Annotated in this window: 13 protein-coding genes; 8 read left to right on the top strand and 5 right to left on the bottom strand. The window is 41.6% G+C overall.

Translation table 11 applies throughout. From position 1 onward, the window contains the following. Positions 1–569: 569 nt before the first annotated feature. Genes DXD04_RS00905 through DXD04_RS00885 form a run of 5 tightly spaced genes read right to left on the bottom strand, consistent with a single transcriptional unit; the run spans position 570 to position 10362 of the window. On the bottom strand, positions 570–3338 hold the full coding sequence (locus DXD04_RS00905; RefSeq protein WP_117670065.1) for a GH92 family glycosyl hydrolase: 2769 nt from the start codon (positions 3336–3338) through the stop codon (positions 570–572). Positions 3339–3372: 34 nt separating this feature from the next. After that, positions 3373–4599 (bottom strand): YdcF family protein, encoded by a 1227-nt coding sequence (locus tag DXD04_RS00900; protein WP_181977115.1) that lies wholly within the window; start codon positions 4597–4599, stop codon positions 3373–3375. Further along, positions 4596–5489: a glycerophosphodiester phosphodiesterase family protein gene (locus DXD04_RS00895; RefSeq protein WP_117670061.1), complete on the bottom strand. Its 894-nt coding sequence runs from the start codon at positions 5487–5489 to the stop codon at positions 4596–4598. Before DXD04_RS00895 ends, DXD04_RS00900 begins: the two co-directional genes overlap by 4 nt. Before the next feature lie 20 nt (positions 5490–5509). Further along, positions 5510–7057 (bottom strand): RagB/SusD family nutrient uptake outer membrane protein, encoded by a 1548-nt coding sequence (locus DXD04_RS00890; protein ID WP_117670059.1) that lies wholly within the window; start codon positions 7055–7057, stop codon positions 5510–5512. Positions 7058–7068: 11 nt separating this feature from the next. Next, positions 7069–10362 carry a SusC/RagA family TonB-linked outer membrane protein gene (locus DXD04_RS00885; protein WP_270530458.1) on the bottom strand — a complete coding sequence of 1098 codons (3294 nt, stop codon included), beginning with the start codon at positions 10360–10362 and terminating at the stop codon, positions 7069–7071. A gap of 287 nt (positions 10363–10649) precedes the next feature. On the opposite strand from DXD04_RS00885, the gene metG reads away from it, so the two are divergent. From metG to DXD04_RS00840, 8 genes are all read left to right on the top strand, one after another. Beyond that, entirely contained in the window at positions 10650–12692 is a 2043-nt protein-coding gene (gene metG / locus DXD04_RS00880) for a methionine--tRNA ligase (protein ID WP_022054295.1), read from the top strand. Between the two features lie 98 nt (positions 12693–12790). Next, positions 12791–14236, top strand: coding sequence for a lipopolysaccharide biosynthesis protein (locus tag DXD04_RS00875; protein WP_117670055.1), 1446 nt, complete (start codon positions 12791–12793; stop codon positions 14234–14236). A 561-nt stretch (positions 14237–14797) separates the two neighbouring features. Continuing rightward, entirely contained in the window at positions 14798–15208 is a 411-nt protein-coding gene (locus tag DXD04_RS16630) for a hypothetical protein (protein WP_032588465.1), read from the top strand. A gap of 62 nt (positions 15209–15270) precedes the next feature. Beyond that, positions 15271–15606, top strand: a complete 336-nt coding sequence (locus tag DXD04_RS00860) for a hypothetical protein (RefSeq protein ID WP_004310306.1) — start codon at positions 15271–15273, stop codon at positions 15604–15606. Between the two features lie 7 nt (positions 15607–15613). Continuing rightward, positions 15614–15829 (top strand): hypothetical protein, encoded by a 216-nt coding sequence (locus DXD04_RS00855; protein WP_005643957.1) that lies wholly within the window; start codon positions 15614–15616, stop codon positions 15827–15829. Positions 15830–15840: 11 nt separating this feature from the next. Continuing rightward, the gene (locus DXD04_RS00850; protein WP_008019901.1) at positions 15841–16062 is read left to right on the top strand and encodes a hypothetical protein; all 222 of its coding nucleotides are present in this window, start codon (positions 15841–15843) and stop codon (positions 16060–16062) included. A gap of 23 nt (positions 16063–16085) precedes the next feature. After that, positions 16086–16505, top strand: a complete 420-nt coding sequence (locus DXD04_RS00845) for a PcfK-like family protein (protein ID WP_004310304.1) — start codon at positions 16086–16088, stop codon at positions 16503–16505. Further along, complete coding sequence (locus DXD04_RS00840) at positions 16502–17767, top strand: PcfJ domain-containing protein (RefSeq protein WP_004310303.1); 1266 nt, start codon at positions 16502–16504, stop codon at positions 17765–17767. Before DXD04_RS00845 ends, DXD04_RS00840 begins: the two co-directional genes overlap by 4 nt. Positions 17768–17772: the final 5 nt, after the last annotated feature.

Here is a 17772-nt window from a genome sequence, read left to right as displayed (position 1 = left end):
GTTTCTGCAGAAATCAACGACACTCATACTAAAATATTTGACTAAAGAAACGCTAAACCATGAACAAACAAAACCAGCGATTTTTCTCATACTATTTATTTAAGGATTTTAGTTTCGAATACAAAAATATGCATTTTTCTTCTCTTCATCACTTTTAAAGACTGATTTTTAAGTCTTAAAAATATCTATTAATAAGATTCGGAAATAAACGGAACATGCTTACGACCATGAAACATAGAACATTTCTGCCCTTTTTGAAAAATCCCTTTACATTTTCTACGTTTCCCTACAGAGAAACCTACGTTTTCCGAACCAGAAACATACGGTTCCGCATGGAGAAACCTATGTTTCCCTCATGGGAAACATAAAAATCTCTCCAATAAACAGAGATTTACATAAAGACATTTCAGTCTCTTCTTAGCACACTGATAAAAACAACAATTCCTTGCCTCTCCTTACACAAGGAAAAACAAGGAATCGTTATCCAGTCACGAGTTCACTTTGTATTTACTCTGTCATAAAAGTAGCTTTTATGTCATAAGAAAAAATATTTTCATATCATTACCAAACTACTTTTCCGACATAGATTTCCCCCAATTTTTATTAGGAGCAGACCCCATCCACAATTCTAATATTCCCCCATGTACAAAATCTGGATGGAGCAACTGATAGAAATTATAAGCTTTCCCGTTCAACGTAGCTTTTTGTATATAACAGTTTACCTCAGAATTATGATGAGTCACAATTTTAAACTCTTTTCCAGCATAATAATCAGAATCCAGCTTTATCGTAATCTCATCAAACACCGGACTTGTGATGTCATAGCATGGATGCGAGGAAGAACCTCCGTCCAGACTAAATAATCCGATTGCCATCAAAGCACTGACACCGGCCATCTGTCCCTGGTCTTCATCATTTCCAGTATATCCCTTTTCTGGAGTGATAGCTCCATACGTTTGCTTCCCAACCTGACGTACCCAATACTGAGTAAGCCAAGGATACCCTACATGCGAAAACACATGTGCACTTGAGCAACCCGGCTGATTGGCATAACTTACATAGCTGAACAGAAAATCATCTGCTGCCGACTTTCGAAAAGCCTCATCCAATCTGACCGCCAGACTATCTTTTCCTCCCATCATACGGGCTAAACCCTGAATATCGTGCGACAGACCAAAAGTAGCCTGCCATGCATTAGCTTGAACAAACCCCTTTTCCGACAGAGGGTCCGTATGCAGCCTATCACCATTTTCACTTCGCGGTATCATTAATTTTAACTCCGGATGAAAGGAAACTTTCCAGCCCATAGAACGTTTCTGAAAATACTTTGCCTCTCTCTGTTTCTTCATTTTTAGAGCCATCTGCCCTAAACTCCAGTCTTCAAAAGCCCACTGTATGGTCAGACCGGCATCATTCGGGCAATATCCATGTTTTACATAAAAATCCAGCTCCCGGTCCATATCAAAAGCCAGCATTCCTCCTTTTTCATGATTCCTTTTCATCGCCTGAAAAGCTTTCTCCGGATTCCACTTACGATAAATGCCACGTTGGTATGCACTTGTAATCATCGAAGTAGCCGGACAACCTGTCATTATATACGTATATGCACCTACAGACGGACCACGAGGCAACAACCCTCCATTCCTGTCATATTCAAGAAATGAAGCAGAAAACTCATCCAATACAGAAGGATAGGCTAATCCCCATAATGTATTCAAATTCCATTGAGTCAGCCACAATGCATCCGAATTATACATGTGATGAATCACTTTTCCATCCTTTCCTTTTGGCAGCATACGTGACTTATACTCTGGAGAAAGTGTGTGGATACGGGTAGCTTTTCCTACTCTTGTCCCTCCCTTCAAATAATCCGGATAAGAGCCATCTATATCATCAATTTTATGCCTTCCCAGCAGCACATGCCATAAGTCCGTATAAAATTTCATCTTTTGCTGGTTGGTTCCACCTTTTACATCAATTTTACCCAACCACTCATTCCAGACAGATAATGCTTCAGTCCTCACTTGCTCAAAATCCCAATGAGGACATTCCTGGTCCATATTCTCTCTTGCATTTTCTATGCTTACATACGAAAAGGCCGTTTTCACCAAAATCTGTTCACCAGGCTTCACCCCCCCAAAATCAGCTTCTACTCCAGAAGTTGGTGACTGCTTAAAAGAAGACCCTGGTATGGTATACACCTCTGTAGAGCCGTTCATCTGAGTAATATCACATTGTCTTTCATTTCCAGTCCAACTGTTTAATGTACGAAAAGGACGTTCAAAACGGACTACAAAATAAACCTGCGCCTTATCGACTCCTCCCCATACTCTTCCTGTGGTGTCAAAATATCCCGCGATTTCCGTTTCATTTACGCGCGAAGCGTGTGCACCCACCATCGTAGAAGTAGATATATGTCCGCCAAGTCCTAGCAGGACTTTCGCCAGTGACTCTTGTGCATACGTCAGCCGATAAAATCCCACACGTTCAGTGATTGTCTGTTCTACCCATATTCCATATCTATCCAAAAATAACCGATGGTAGCCTGGCTGCACGATTTCTCCATCATGCGAAAAAGAAGAGCTCCACCCACTTTCACCTTTACGGGTATCAATCTGACCTGTTATCGGCATCAGATTCAAACCTGATATAACCCAGTCATGAATCTGAGGAAAACCTAAAACCCGGGTAGAGTTATAACTGTATCCCCCACCGCCTTGATTTATATTACGTGTCAGAGGAGCAGAGCTCATCATTCCAAAAGGAAGACTTCCGGTCACAAAAAAGAAATAACGTCCCTTGGCTGTTTCCACATAAGGATTTACCCAAGAGACATAGTCTGAATAAGATTCAGGAGAAGGCAAGACTTCTATCTCGGACAGGCCAAGATTCTCTCCTTCACCATCAGTTACCTGGAAACGTACCCAACTGACTCTTTTAGAGTCAAAATCAACCACTTTAGGTGCACCATCATTAGCAATTAAATTTACATCAATCGAAGTTCCGTCACTGAATGAAAGAGTACCTGCCGCCGTATGGCTGCTTATATCCGGACAATCATATAAAATAATCTGGCTAATGTTTACAGGGTAATCCCAATCCAATTGTACCCAGGGGAAGGGACGAACTCTGCCCCTCATATCCAGGCGGCTACCTGAACGCCATTCTCCTGTATTCAGTATACGTATAAGCCCGTCTGACACACGTGTTGCATCCATCTCCTTCCCTGCAGCTGAAGAGCAAGAGACCTTTGCCAAAGAGGCAATGTTATGAGGCGTCGCAGATAACAAAAGGGGAAACAGGCACCATAGAAAAAACAAAAATGCTTTTATCCTCATAAGACTAATTCTCGTTTCAAGTTATAATTCCTACTCAAGGGTCAATGGGTTCTGTGGGCTGAATAATTAATGACTCCTGCAACGGGAAAAATTCCATCATACGCTCATTCAGCCTTTTCCCTAAACGATAAGGTACATAACCTAATTCACGAAGACAACGTGAATCCATTCCTTCCACAAAATTTAAATGAGAAAAAGAAGACGTTACCACTGCGGCCTTTTCTACAGGAAAACCGTTACGGAACATAATACGTGCTGCATTACGAAAGTTCGTGGTAGTATGTCGCGCATGAGGCTCTATAATAATGGCACTCTCCGGAATCTGCCAAACGTCCATCAAATACTTTTTCATTTCAAAAGCCTCATTGTAAGGAGTATGATATGGATGTACTCTTCCTCCCGATACAATAATAAATGGTGCCTGATGCTGACGATACATCATGGCTGCATAGGCAGAACGAAGCTTCCCTTCTGGGCTAATAGATACATTGGGCTCCTCGGGTCCTGCGCCTAACACTAAAATGGCTGTATAAGGATAATTGTTCCATTCTGTTTGGCTAACCTGAGTATATGCCATTCTGTTTTCTGTCGAACACAGAGGCTCATAATCAATCGACTGACGGCGGTCGTTCACATCAAGCAAAGCCTTAACAGCAGCCATAGGTACAGAATAAAAAACAGGATGTGTTTTTACCTCAAATGCAATATTTTGCTGACAAGCAGGAAGAATTTCCTCGATAAACCGGCGGCTATGTATGTAAAAGCCAATAGAATCGATTTGAGGATAATGAGGTTTCCGGGCTGCTGCATACACCTCTATCGCATAGTTCATTCCTTCTGCATCTTGCTCCCAGATTTTTTTCAAGAACTCTGCCCCATTCTCTTTATACTGCTGATAGCAACCGGAAGGGATTATATGCCTTGTCAACAACCGATCAATCGGATTTCCTGGCTTATAAAGACTTGCCAATGCTTTTGCAGCTTCTGTAATCTCTTCTGCAGAGAATTTCATCGCTTCCACCCGTTCCTGCGAAGTTTTTGCCTCATGCAAACGCTCTAATTTCTTCAGCCCCATTTTTTTCAAAACAGGGTCATGACAAATCATAGAATCTACTTCACCAAATTCACGCAACAGAGCTGTAAAATAATATGCTTTATTCTCTATCTTCTCTGCAGAAATTAAATGGTATTCTCTCTGAACCTGTGCATACGAGCATAAGGAAAACAGTAAACCCAAACAGCATATACCTATCTTTTTCATCGTCTGCCCTCCTCTTTTAAATATTGCAGTAACTGCACAGGACGGTCTGTCTGAATTAATGAAGCTCCTTTTTCTAACAACCATCCCCAGCTTTCATCTTTCTGATTCAATTCCACAGCACGGTCATCATCATGCCCACCATTCAATGAAGGCCACAATCCGTTCAGCCAAATCTTAGAACCATTATCTTTCACCTTTTGAAGTAAACGTAAAACTTCCGGAGTTACTTCTGAAAAGCAGCATTCCATTGCCACAGGTTTCATCTGTCTATACCCCTCTATAAACGCCTCTGCATCAGGATTGTTCAAGTCTACAATCGGCATATAAATAACTTTGTCAAGTACATCCTCATTTTCAGCCTTGACTTTTTCATAAGCATATCCGGATTTTATTACCACCTGGTCTATAGTCTGTGTTTTTACCAATAACTTATACACTTCTTGAAAATAATCATAGCCCTTATCTATGTTTATCAGAATTTTTCCTTTTGTCAGTTCCAATACCTCCTCCAAAGTCGGAATTGGATGAAAAGTAACTCTTCCCAATCCATTTTTCAGATGAAACTTTCGCAATTCTGCCAACGTATAATCCGAAACTTTTCCCTTTCCGTCGGTCGTACGGTCTATAGTATTGTCGTGCATAATTACCAGCTGATTGTCTTTTGTCATCTTCAAATCAATCTCAATCAAGTCAACTCCCATCGCAATACAATTTTGAAAGGCCTGTAATGAGTTTTCAGGTGCATTTCTCCAGTCGCCACGATGAGCCACTACCAATACTTTCTTCGTTTCATGACTCTTCAAATCTACCACAAGAGTCTTTGCACTCTCCTGAGCAGAGAGTACAAAGACTGTGCAGAGAAGAAAAATCATACAAGTAATTCTCTTCATCTTCAAATTTTATTTAATGATTAATATCCTTCGTTCTGATACATTCCTTCCGGATTCAACTTCCACTCATCATAAGGAATCGGATAATAAATATCTTTTTCATTGAAGTTCTGCAAATTGGAGATACCATAACAATTCGGATCCTTTGCATGCATATAAGTTACTAATTCATCAATCGTAAAGAAACGGAGTAAATCATACCAACGCTGATTCTCAAAAGCAAGCTCTACACGGCGCTCATGAAGAATAGCTAATTTCAGTGTCGGATATTTACTTCTGTAGTCGGTATTTTGGATAGATTCAATATAACCTGGTAATCCTGCCCTTTCACGTACCTCATCCAAATAAGGGATTGCTTTTGTTTCTTCACCCAAAGCTTCATAAACCTCAGCCATCATCAAGATAACATCGGCATAACGTAATATAATCCAATCATTGCCTCCATAAGCTAAAGTACCCGCAGCGTCACTAGTATCACGGAACTTTGTAATGCAATAAGCCATTGCTTTAGGATTATCAGCATAAACAACTGAGAATGCTTTTCGCTTATCAGTAGCTTCATATTCATTTACCAAATCCTCATTTACATAAGTTCCCTGACCTTTTGAAGGATATTGCGAATTACATGTAATACCAATTGACTGATTATCTGCCGCAATCGAAGAATGGTAATCTTTATCCCCTTGTTTATATACAATCTGGAAAAGAATTTCAGGACAAGTAGACTTGTTAGCAACAGCAAATAAACCAGTCTGTGCATTGTCATCATAAGTAACTTCATTCAGGCGATTAAACTGCTTCATTCCTAAGCACATTTCGAGATACGTTTTTGCAGAGTTTAAATATTCTTTCCGATTCTGGGTATCCAGCACATGGGCCATTGTCAAATATACTTTTCCAAGTAATCCTGCCATAGCTGCTTTATTTGCTCGCCCTTTATTACCTTCAGGCTGATGATTTGGCAAGGTACTTTTCTCAATTCCAAACTCTAAATCTTCTACTATCTGCTCATAAATCTTCTTCTTATCCTCACGGAAAGTATGCGCTTCAATTTCAGCTGGAGTAGCAAGATAAGATGTTACTAATGGAGCATCTCCCCACTTACGCACAATATCAAAATATACTAGCGCACGCACAAAACGGGCCTCAGCTTCATAATTATCTTTCTCTTTTTCATCACTAAAAGTCACAGTCTGAATACCTTTTAAAGCAAAATTTGCATTATTGACTGTTTTATACATCGCCTGCCAATGACTTTTCAAATAAGTATTACTAGGGAGTAATGAAAAGTCTGTAAACTGAAAAGGCTCACCGGCAGAAGACTGATTATCCAAACGTCCTGTATTATCTGAACGTTCCTCTGTATACATAGTACTTCCTTCGCCCATACAAGACCCTGAACGTAATGCCATATAAGCACCGTATACAGCACGTTCAACATCATTCTCAGTAGTAAAATAATTCTCTACTGGTATTTTATTAGGATTATCTTCTGACAGAAAATCTTCACACGAAGTTAAATTAAGTCCAACTGCCAGAATTGCAGTAAATAATATTGTTTTTTTCATTGTGTAATCTCTTAGAATGTTAATTGAAGTCCCATATTATATGCTCTCACCAATGGATATTTTCCATAATCTACCCCCGGAGTCAAATTCGCACCGTCATTATAATCTACCTCTGGATTGTATCCCTTATATTTGCTAATAGTAAACAAATTATCAGCTGCCACATATACTCGTAAGTTGCTAATTACTCCTTTTGACCAATTCTTTACATTGGAGAATGTATAACCTACGCTAATGTTTGTACATCTGAAAAACGAACCATCCTGCAAATAGAAAGTAGACAAACGAGTACTATTACTCTGTGTTCCTCCACGAGATGCTTTATAAACCCAACCATTTCCTGGATTTTCTACATCACGATAACGCTGGTCTGCTTCCACATATTGATTACCAGAACCTTCCATATTAAATAAATAGTAATCTTGTCCATCCAATACTTTATTTCCGTATGAGCCATTGAAAGAAGCACTCATATCAAAATCTTTATAACTTCCACTCAGGTTTAGTCCATAAGTAAATTTCGGATGAGGATTACCAATCACTGTTTTATCATTGTCATCTACAACCCCATCTCCATTTACATCTTCAAAATAAATGTCGCCCGGTTGGAGCGCAATAGATTGTGACAATGAACGAGCCGGACCTTTTAATTTATATCCTTCAGGGAATTTATTTCCATTTGCTTTATAAACAGCATCATCGGCCTGAATTCCAGCCATATCTGCTTCTGTAACCATTCCAATTACCTTAAACCCATAAAACATTCCAATAGGCTGTCCCTCCATTGTAATATGAGTTTTATAAGAACGTTCTGCACCATTAGTAATAATGGTATTGCCACCATCTAATTCCAATACTTTATTACGGTTAACAGAAATGTTACCACTAATATTAAAACTATAATCTTTTCCACTCAATACTCTACCATCTACTTGAATATCACATCCCGTATTACGAATCTTAGAATTCGGAAGATTTGTGAGCATAGAAGTTGCACCAGAAATTGCAGATACAGGCTGCTCGAACAACAAATCTTGAGTATGACTCAAATAATAGTTGGCAGAAATCGCCAAACGATTATTAAACAAGCCCAAATCCACACCTACGTTATATTGAGAAGTTGACTCCCAGCCAATCGCATTATCTTTTACTCCACCTGGATACATAGCTGATACAATCGTTCCATTTCCAATCACAGTCCCAGATGGAGAATTCATTACTGCAGCATATTGATAATTACCAATATTGTTATTTCCACTCATACCCCAACTTGCTCTCACTTTCAATGAAGAACTATCACCAAAAGCAGCTTTATAAAAATCTTCATTTGAAACAGTCCAAGCCGCAGAGATTGATGGGAAGTATCCCCAACGATTTTCAGGGCCAAACAAAGAAGAAGCATCACCTCGGAATGAAGCAGTTAAATAGTACTTATTTGCAAAATTGTAATTCAAACGTGTAAAATAAGAAATCATTGTCCAGTTTGATTTTGAAGTACTATTTAATGTAATATCACTAGGATCAGCACCATGACCTGTCACTTCTGTAATATGATCATCCTGATAACCAGTAGCTTTTACTCCCAAAATATCATACATATTTTTTTGAATAGAATAACCTGCAACACCACTGAAATTATGTACCTGATTCCAGCTCTTATTATAGTTTGCTGTAAATTCAGCCAAATAATCTGATTGCAAAGAAGTTCTTGCTATAGAATTAGCCGCAGCTTTGGCCTGATCTGTTCCTGGTAAATTTGCCCCGGATGATAAACTGGTAGGACGATAAAACTCGTATTTTTCACTATAATTATACATTCCTAAATTTGCCTTCAAGAATAAATCTTTCAACGGTTCATAACTTGCTGTCAAATTATATGTATTACGTACTCCGTTTCTTCTGATTTTTGTTTCCGTAGCTAATGCTACCGGATTCTCAATCTGCTGGAATCCATAATTACTTGAATAACTTGTCATCTCACCTTTTACCAATTGACCATTTTCATCATAGCAACGGAAAATCGGTGCATAAATCAAAGCCCCAAGAATCGGTCCATGATCAAAACGCCCTTCTTCCACTTCTCGATTCCAGTTAGATGTATTGGAAAAATTAGCTCCTACCTTAAACTTAGAGCTTACTTGTATATCTAAGTTTCCACGTAAATTCAGGCGACGTTGTCCCGTAGAAAGAATAATACCTTCCTGATTCTGATAAGCTGCACTAACTTCATAACGAATTTTATCTGTACCCCCATTTACAGAGATATGATGACGCTGTGAAGGAGCATTACGATACAACTCATCTTGCCAGTCTGTATCATATTCCGGTGTGATTACACGCTGATTCTCAAAATCATATAAAAATTCTGGAATCATAGCTGCACTATTACTAGAACCTAAACGCTGTGCACGTACATCATTCGTATCACTAAAGTAAGCATCATCCCATGCTTTTCCTGCATTAACCATGAAATTTTTATATGCATTATTACGTCCATCAACAACCAAATCTGCAAATTGTGCAGAATTCAATAATTTCACTTTTTTGGCCAGCTGATTTACACTAAACTGAAAATTATAGTTTACCTTCGCTTTTCCCTCTTTTCCACGCTTAGTTGTAATCAACACAACACCACCAGCTGCACGTGAACCATAAATAGCTGCCGAGGCTGCATCCTTCAAGACTTCAATAGACTCGATATCTTCAGGACTCAACATCAAATCTTCATTGGAAGGATAACCATCTATAACATATAACGGGTCAGAGCTCGCATTAATAGAGGCCACACCACGTACACGTATTTTTGTACTCTGATAAGGTGCACCACTTACCTGAGCAATCTGTACACCAGAGACCTTTCCGACCAAACTTTGCCCAACTGTAGGTGTAGTTACGTTTAACTCTTTTGACTTGATGCTGGAAACAGCTCCCACCACATCTGTTTTACGCATGGTCTGATAACCTACTACCACAACCTCATCCATTGTTTTAGAATCCTCAACCAATACAATATGCAGATTATCTCCCTTTTTCGGTTTTATACGCTGTGTGGTATAACCGATATAAGATATTTCCAGCGTATGTTCATAGCTCTGTACATCTAATCTGAACTTTCCATCCACATCCGTTACCGTTCCATTTTGAGTTCCCTTCTCAAAAATACTGGCACCGATTACGGCCTCTCCATTTTGGTCGACAACAAGACCTTGAACCCAATCATCTTCAAAAATTTTAGCCTGAGCAGAATTCGTAAAAAATCCTGTCATACAGACAATTAAACAAAACAATCTAATTACTTTTTTCATAACCTGTTAATAGAATAAAATTTCTGTGCAAAAGTATGAGGGGGGCATTGCACAATGATTGCAGGTTAATTAAAACTATGGCACAATAAGGTTACAAAAAGATTTCGACTACTCCATAAATTCTTATAAACACATTCACCGGATTCTACCTTCAAAGTTTTGAAACCAATATATCTTAAACCCATCCCGAAAAATTCGCTTCGTACGCCTCAAAAAAGAATAATTTCCAAATAAATCGTATCTTTGCACATCGTAAGGTTGCAACTTAGAATAAACTATATACGTATATGGAAAAGAACTTTAAACGGACGACCGTTACATCGGCTCTGCCATACGCCAACGGTCCGGTCCATATCGGCCATCTGGCAGGGGTTTATGTGCCGGCCGATATTTACGTGCGCTATCTGCGCCTGAAAAAAGAAGACGTGCTCTTTATCGGAGGTTCGGATGAACATGGAGTGCCCATCACTATCCGCGCTAAAAAAGAAGGTGTAACCCCACAGGATATTGTGGACCGTTATCACACCCTCATTAAGGATTCTTTTAAAGAATTCGGTATTTCATTCGATGTGTACGGACGTACCTCTTCACCTACTCACCATCAGTTAGCATCTGACTTTTTCCGTAAATTGTATGACAAGCATGAGTTTATCGAAAAAACTTCCATGCAATATTATGACGAGGAAGCTCACACATTCTTAGCTGACCGTTACATTACGGGAGAATGCCCTCGCTGCCATGCAGAAGGTGCTTACGGTGACCAGTGTGAAAAATGTGGAAGTACACTTTCTCCCACAGAACTGATTAACCCGAAAAGTGCCATCAGCGGAAGCCAGCCTGTCATGAAGGAAACCAAACACTGGTATTTGCCACTTGACAAACACGAAGGCTGGTTGCGCAAATGGATTCTGGAAGACCACAAGGAATGGCGTCCGAATGTGTACGGACAGTGCAAGAGCTGGCTGGATATGGGGCTGCAGCCTCGTGCCGTGAGCCGCGACCTTGACTGGGGTATTCCGGTTCCGGTAGAAGGTGCAGAAGGAAAAGTATTGTATGTATGGTTCGATGCACCTATCGGCTATATCTCTAATACAAAAGAGCTGTTGCCCGATTCATGGGAGAAATGGTGGAAAGACCCTGAAACACGCCTGATTCATTTCATTGGAAAAGATAACATCGTGTTCCACTGTATCGTATTCCCGGCCATGTTGAAGGCAGAAGGAAGCTACATTCTTCCGGACAACGTGCCTTCTAACGAGTTCCTGAACCTGGAAGGTGACAAGATTTCAACTTCACGCAACTGGGCAGTATGGTTGCACGAGTACCTGCAGGATTTCCCTGGCAAACAGGATGTATTGCGCTACGTGCTGACTGCTAACGCTCCGGAAACTAAGGACAACGACTTTACATGGAAAGATTTCCAGGCTCGTAACAACAACGAACTGGTAGCAGTATACGGTAACTTCGTAAACCGTGCCCTGGTGCTGACTCACAAATATTTCGATGGAAAGGTTCCGGCTTGTGGTGAATTGAACGACTACGACCGTGAAACACTGAAGGAATTTGCCGACGTAAAAGAAGAAGTAGAAAAACTGCTGAACGTGTTCAAATTCCGCGACGCACAGAAAGAAGCCATGAACCTGGCCCGCATCGGAAACAAATACCTGGCAGATACAGAACCATGGAAACTGGCTAAAACCGACATGGCACGTGTGGCTACCATCCTGAACATTTCATTGCAGTTGGTTGCCAACCTGGCCATTGCTTTTGAACCGTTCCTGCCGTTCAGTTCTGAAAAACTGCGCAAGATGCTGAACATGGAAAGCTTCGACTGGGAACAGCTGGGACGTACAGACTTGCTGGCAGAAGGCCATCAGCTGAACAAGCCTGAACTGTTGTTCGAAAAGATTGAAGACGACGTTATTCAGGCACAGGTAGATAAATTGCTGGCTACCAAGAAGGCCAACGAAGCAGCCAATTACAAGGCTAATCCGATTAAACCGACCATTGCTTTCGAAGAATTTGAGAAACTCGACATCCGTGTAGGTACTGTATTGGAATGCGAAAATGTACCTAAGATGAAGAAGCTGCTGAAATTCAAGATTGCCGACGGACTGGAAAACCGTACCATTGTCAGCGGTATTGCTCAGCATTACAAACCGGAAGACTTGGTAGGCAAGCAAGTGCTGTTTATCGCCAACTTAGCTCCTCGTCAGTTCAAAAACGGCCTGGTGAGCGAAGGTATGATTCTCAGCGCAGAAAACTTTGACGGTTCATTGTCCGTTACCACTACTTTGAACGAAGTAAAACCAGGAAGCGAAGTAAAATAATCTACTTTAAATAATTAAAGAAATTGAGAATGAGCGGATAAGAGAATCCCGCCATTCTCAATTTTCTTTTCCTCATAAACTCCACACAATCCTCAAATATGGCAGAGTCACTTAAAGAAAAAACGGCGAAAGGCTTGTTTTGGAGTGGCATCAATAACGGTGCTATGCAGCTCTTGAACCTGATATTCGGAATCGTGACTTCACGCATTCTGAATGATACCGATTACGGTATGATAGGTATGCTGAGTATCTTTTCTCTCATTGCAGCATCTCTTCAGGAAAGCGGATTCACTTCGGCACTTGCCAACAAGAAAGAAATCCGCCACGAAGATTACAACGCTGTATTCTGGTTCAGCAGCGCCATAAGTGTCACACTCTACCTCATCTTGTTTTTCTGTGCCCCACTGATAGCCGATTTCTACGACAATGAAAATCTGATTCCTCTGGCTCGATATGCTTTTTTAGGCTTTGTTATTTCCAGCCTGGGCATTTCACAGAACGCTTATTTGTTCCGCAACCTGATGGTCAAACAAAAAACCATTGCCAGCATCAGCGGACTAGCCGTTTCAGGCATCGTAGGAATCATTATGGCCTGCTTGGGATGTTCTTACTGGAGCATTGCAACACAAAGCATTGTCTACATCAGCGTCCTGAACATCTGCCTGTGGAGTTTTTCACCCTGGAGACCCACCCTGAAATTCAGTTTCAAACCTCTGAAAGGGATGGTAAACTTCAGTGCCAAACTGATGATAACCAATATCTTCAATCATATCAACAATAACTTGTTTTCCATCATTTTAGGGAAATACTATTCCGAAAAAGAAGTTGGACAATTTAACCAAGCCAACAAATGGAACTACATGGGGCACTCCTTTATCAGCAGCATGGTAGGCAGTGTGGCACAGCCCATGTTCAATCAGGTAGGAAGCGACCAGACACGCCAGCAGCGCGTTTTCCGCAAAATGCTCCGATTCACAGCCTTCATTGCTTTTCCTTCCATGTTGGGATTATCGTTCATCGCTCCAGAACTGATTACGATTACCATCACAGCCAAATGGCTACCAAGCGCACATATCCTGCAAATACTTGCAATAGGTGGCGCATTTATCCCCATTACAGCCCTCTATTCAAACCTTATTATCAGCAAAGGGAAATCCAATATCTTCATGTGGAATACCATCACATTGGGCATCCTGCAATTGATTGCCATGCTGATACTCAGCCCGTACGGACTGAAAAACATGCTGACAGTCTATGTGGCTATTAATATCGGATGGCTGTTTGTATGGCATTATTTTGTGTTCCGTGAGATAAAACTTTCTCTATGGGCCGCACTAAAAGATGTAGTTCCGTATGCTGGTATAGCTCTACTTGCCATAGCTGCGGCCTACTTTATCACTGGGCATATAACTGACATCTATCTGCTCATCCTTACCAAGATAACCGTTACAGCCATACTCTATGGAGGACTGATGTGGATATGCGGTTCAGAAACCTTCAAAGAAAGCCTCAGCTATCTGCTGAAGAAGACAGGAAAAAAATAAGATAAGTTTATCTATCTTTATTACTTTTGCAGATAGAAGTTACGAAAAGAGTGTAATTTATTGGAAATGAGCATTGGGTAATCGCTCATAATAGTAATAGGTTACGAATTAGTTAGTTATCTACTGCATTATTCTTCTGTGCGTTGCGTAACCTTCAAAGAACTCTTCGTATGCAAAAGTAACAATAAAACGGGAGATTTAGAAATGAATCTCCTGATTTTTTCTTCTCACACAAGTTTTTCCGTAAAAGCGATTTTATCCGTCAGCACACCATCGCCCAAAAAGATTTTGAACGAACGTGTGCCGACTGCCGCATAAGCGGAGAAAAGGGCTTTGCCTCACGCCTAAACAATAGTTTAGACTGATGAGACAAGGCCCCTTTCTTTTGTGCTTATGCCAAAGAGGTGCTTTTACGGGGTTTTGACGATTTTTCTTTTTTCGTTGTCCTTTTGAGCCGGAAGCGGAAAGCCGTGTATGACCGCACATTCCATAAATGGAACAAGCCGTCACTCACGGCAGACAAACCGGGAAGAATGATTTTATCCATCCGACCAAACACGTTTGGCCAAACAGATAAAAACATACTTCCTTGCCGATGGTTTGCTCGGTTTCACGCTACCGGCTATGTTCTTTTCTGTTGGGGATGTCTTTTTCACGGATTTCTCTTTTGAAGTTTTCCTGTCTAATCTGCCTCCACTTCCGTTTACCTCCATTTTCGCGCCTTTCAGTGAGCCGCATCAGGCAGTCATTTTCGTGCTGGGTGCAAAGGTAACTCCGGGATTGTACGGGAAAGCAAGGTCAAGCCTCCTGTTTTCTGGAAAAATCTCCAGCCTTTCGGGTAGTATTTTTCCGAAAAACCTTGCATTCCCTAATCCCTACCTTTTTAAGCACCCGAAACGAAAACGACCGATGCGACAGAAAGACGCATTAAAAAAAATGTCGGATAAACGAGAAGCAGATAAGATAGTTTGAAACTCAACTCCCTCAGCTCTTGAATCCGCATTAAAAAACAAAAAATCAAAAACAAAACGGATATGAGAACGGCAATAGCAACAAAATTCGTGGCATGGGAAGTACCAAGTTTGGAGAACCTGCAAGGCAGCAAGGTGTACGGACTTCGCACCAAACTGAACAATGGTGAGAAATTGAGCCGAGAGGAAAAGGATTGGCTTACACGCAACGTGAACAGCAACACCTATTTCAAGAGCGCAGTACCCTTGCAAGGTTGGATGTTTGACTTTTCCGACATTCTCCGAACCTACATTGTAAAGCAGTATGGACATTGGGCGGAATACAAGGCTACCGACAAGACCGCACTCCGCAGTTTCCTATACGGCAGGATAGACAGCATCGTGGAACTTAACAAATGATACGGCTATGACAGCAACGGTAAATTTCAGACAAATGGCGCAATACATAGGGCTTGCGATATGCACCCTAATCATGCGCACCGCCTTTTGGGTGTCCGGCATCCTTTGGTACATCGTCAGAGAGATAATAAACGGAGTGTTCCGAGTGGCAATAGGGGTAATCGTGGCTATTCTTTCCGTTATCCTGTTCTTCGGCTTCATTCTTTGGTTATTCACCCTTTAATCCCTACCGACATGGCAAAGAGAAGAAGCAAGACAGTGGAGCAACAATGCAGATACTACGAGGTGGGCAACATCTTCGAGTACATGGTGGAAACATACCTCAACGGCAATATGTCCGTGTTCCGTGGACTCTACCACGAACTGAACAAGGACGCACGGAAGGACTTTATAGACTTCCTATTGAGCGAGGTTGAGCCGATTTATTGGAGGGAGATTTTGAAACATACTATTTGACAACTCATAAAAACGACAGCGATATGAAAGGAACAGACCATTTCAAGAGAACGATACAGATGTATTTGGAACAACGTGCGGAGGAAGACACGCTCTTTGCGAAGAACTACCGCAATCCAGCCAAGAACATTGACGATTGCGTAACCTACATTCTGAACTATGTGCAGAAAAGCGGTTGTAACGGCTTCACGGACGGAGAGATATACGGACAAGCAGTACACTACTATGACGAGAACGAGATTGAGGTGGGCAAGCCTATCCAATGCCAAGTGGCGGTGAACCACATTGTGGAACTCACGGCAGAGGAAAAAGCAGAAGCACGTCAGCAGGCAGTCCGCAGATACCAAGACGAGGAACTCCGCAAGTTGCAGAACCGCACCAAGCCGACAAAGGCGAAAACAGAAACCCAAGTTCAACCCTCATTATTTGATTTTGGCTTATGAAACCGAGAAACAAATTTGAAAAAGCAGTTCTTGCCCAAAGCAAGAAACTACGCCCGATAACCCCGATACAGATAAATTGGGCATTCCGTAATTGCGTGGAGCATTATGCACACCGCTTGCCGAAAGGTCGTACCACTTGTATGGATTGCGGTCATAGTTGGGTAATGACGGAGCAGACCGAGCATTGTACGTGTCCCGAATGTGGAGCAAGTTTGAAAGTCTGCCTCACCTATCAGCGCAAGGTAAGACAAAAGCAGTATTTCACAACCCTTACCACAAGCGGAGAATACCAAGTGCTACGAATGTTCTTGCTTGTCGTGGGTATGGAGAAAGGGGTTAATGCCAAGTCCTATGCCCTTGAAATCGGGCAGTATTGGTGGAATGAACAAGGGCGTAAGGCTGTTGTTGCCATTCCACGCACATTGGGATGCTACATCGACACGTTCTCATTCGCTTCTCCTTTTGCTATCCGCAATGACAATGAAGCGTACCGCCATATCTCATATTCCCCGATATATCCAAGATATAAGGTGTTGCCGACGCTCCGCAGAAACGGCTTTAACGGCAATTTCCACGACATTGTACCCACCAAACTAATACCGGCATTATTGTCGGACAGCCGTGCGGAAACGCTGTTGAAGGCAGGGCAATATCCCATGTTGCGCTACTATCTGTACCACTCTTTCAATATTGGAGAGTATTGGGCTTCAATCAAGATATGTATCCGCAACGGCTATACTATTGAGGACGGCTCAATGTGGCGTGACACCATAGACCTCCTGCGTCATTTCGGCAAGGACACAAACAGCCCGAAATACGTTTGCCCTGCCGACCTCAAAGTTGAACACGACAAGTTGGTGGCAAAGCGCAACCTGCAAAGGAAACATGAGCGGACTGAACAGCAACGCAGGAAAGCGATTGAGGACGAGAAACAATATCTGAAAGCTAAGGGCATATTCTTCGGACTTGCCTTTACCGACAGCCTTATTTGCGTCAAAGTCATAGAGAGCGTGGAAGAAATGGCAGAGGAAGGAAGGACGATGCACCATTGTGTGGGCGGTTACCACAAACGAAAAGACTCCCTTATCCTATCCGCCACCATTGACGGAAAACGAATTGAAACGATAGAGGTGTCACTAAAAACTTTTGAGGTGGTGCAGTGTCGTGGCGTATGCAACGAGAACTCCGAATACCACGACCGCATCATCGCCCTTGTGAACAAGAACGCCAACCTTATCCGCCAGCGGATGAAAGCGGCATAATATCG

The sequence above is a fragment of the Phocaeicola plebeius genome, from assembly GCF_003437535.1.
Taxonomy (GTDB): domain Bacteria; phylum Bacteroidota; class Bacteroidia; order Bacteroidales; family Bacteroidaceae; genus Phocaeicola; species Phocaeicola plebeius_A.
This window is presented reverse-complemented; position numbering and strand designations above follow the sequence as displayed.

What these genes read in the sequence shown, in the direction of transcription:
- DXD04_RS00845 (WP_004310304.1), top strand. Translation starts at nt 16,086, where the DNA reads ATGAAAGGAACAGACCATTTCAAGAGAACGATACAGATGTATTTGGAA.
- DXD04_RS00875 (WP_117670055.1), top strand. Translation starts at nt 12,791, where the DNA reads ATGGCAGAGTCACTTAAAGAAAAAACGGCGAAAGGCTTGTTTTGGAGT.
- DXD04_RS00890 (WP_117670059.1), bottom strand. Translation starts at nt 7,057, where the DNA reads ATGAAAAAAACAATATTATTTACTGCAATTCTGGCAGTTGGACTTAAT.
- DXD04_RS00850 (WP_008019901.1), top strand. Translation starts at nt 15,841, where the DNA reads ATGGCAAAGAGAAGAAGCAAGACAGTGGAGCAACAATGCAGATACTAC.
- DXD04_RS00860 (WP_004310306.1), top strand. Translation starts at nt 15,271, where the DNA reads ATGAGAACGGCAATAGCAACAAAATTCGTGGCATGGGAAGTACCAAGT.
- DXD04_RS00885 (WP_270530458.1), bottom strand. Translation starts at nt 10,362, where the DNA reads ATGAAAAAAGTAATTAGATTGTTTTGTTTAATTGTCTGTATGACAGGA.
- DXD04_RS00905 (WP_117670065.1), bottom strand. Translation starts at nt 3,338, where the DNA reads ATGAGGATAAAAGCATTTTTGTTTTTTCTATGGTGCCTGTTTCCCCTT.
- DXD04_RS00900 (WP_181977115.1), bottom strand. Translation starts at nt 4,599, where the DNA reads ATGAAAAAGATAGGTATATGCTGTTTGGGTTTACTGTTTTCCTTATGC.
- metG (WP_022054295.1), top strand. Translation starts at nt 10,650, where the DNA reads ATGGAAAAGAACTTTAAACGGACGACCGTTACATCGGCTCTGCCATAC.
- DXD04_RS00895 (WP_117670061.1), bottom strand. Translation starts at nt 5,489, where the DNA reads ATGAAGAGAATTACTTGTATGATTTTTCTTCTCTGCACAGTCTTTGTA.
- DXD04_RS00855 (WP_005643957.1), top strand. Translation starts at nt 15,614, where the DNA reads ATGACAGCAACGGTAAATTTCAGACAAATGGCGCAATACATAGGGCTT.
- DXD04_RS00840 (WP_004310303.1), top strand. Translation starts at nt 16,502, where the DNA reads ATGAAACCGAGAAACAAATTTGAAAAAGCAGTTCTTGCCCAAAGCAAG.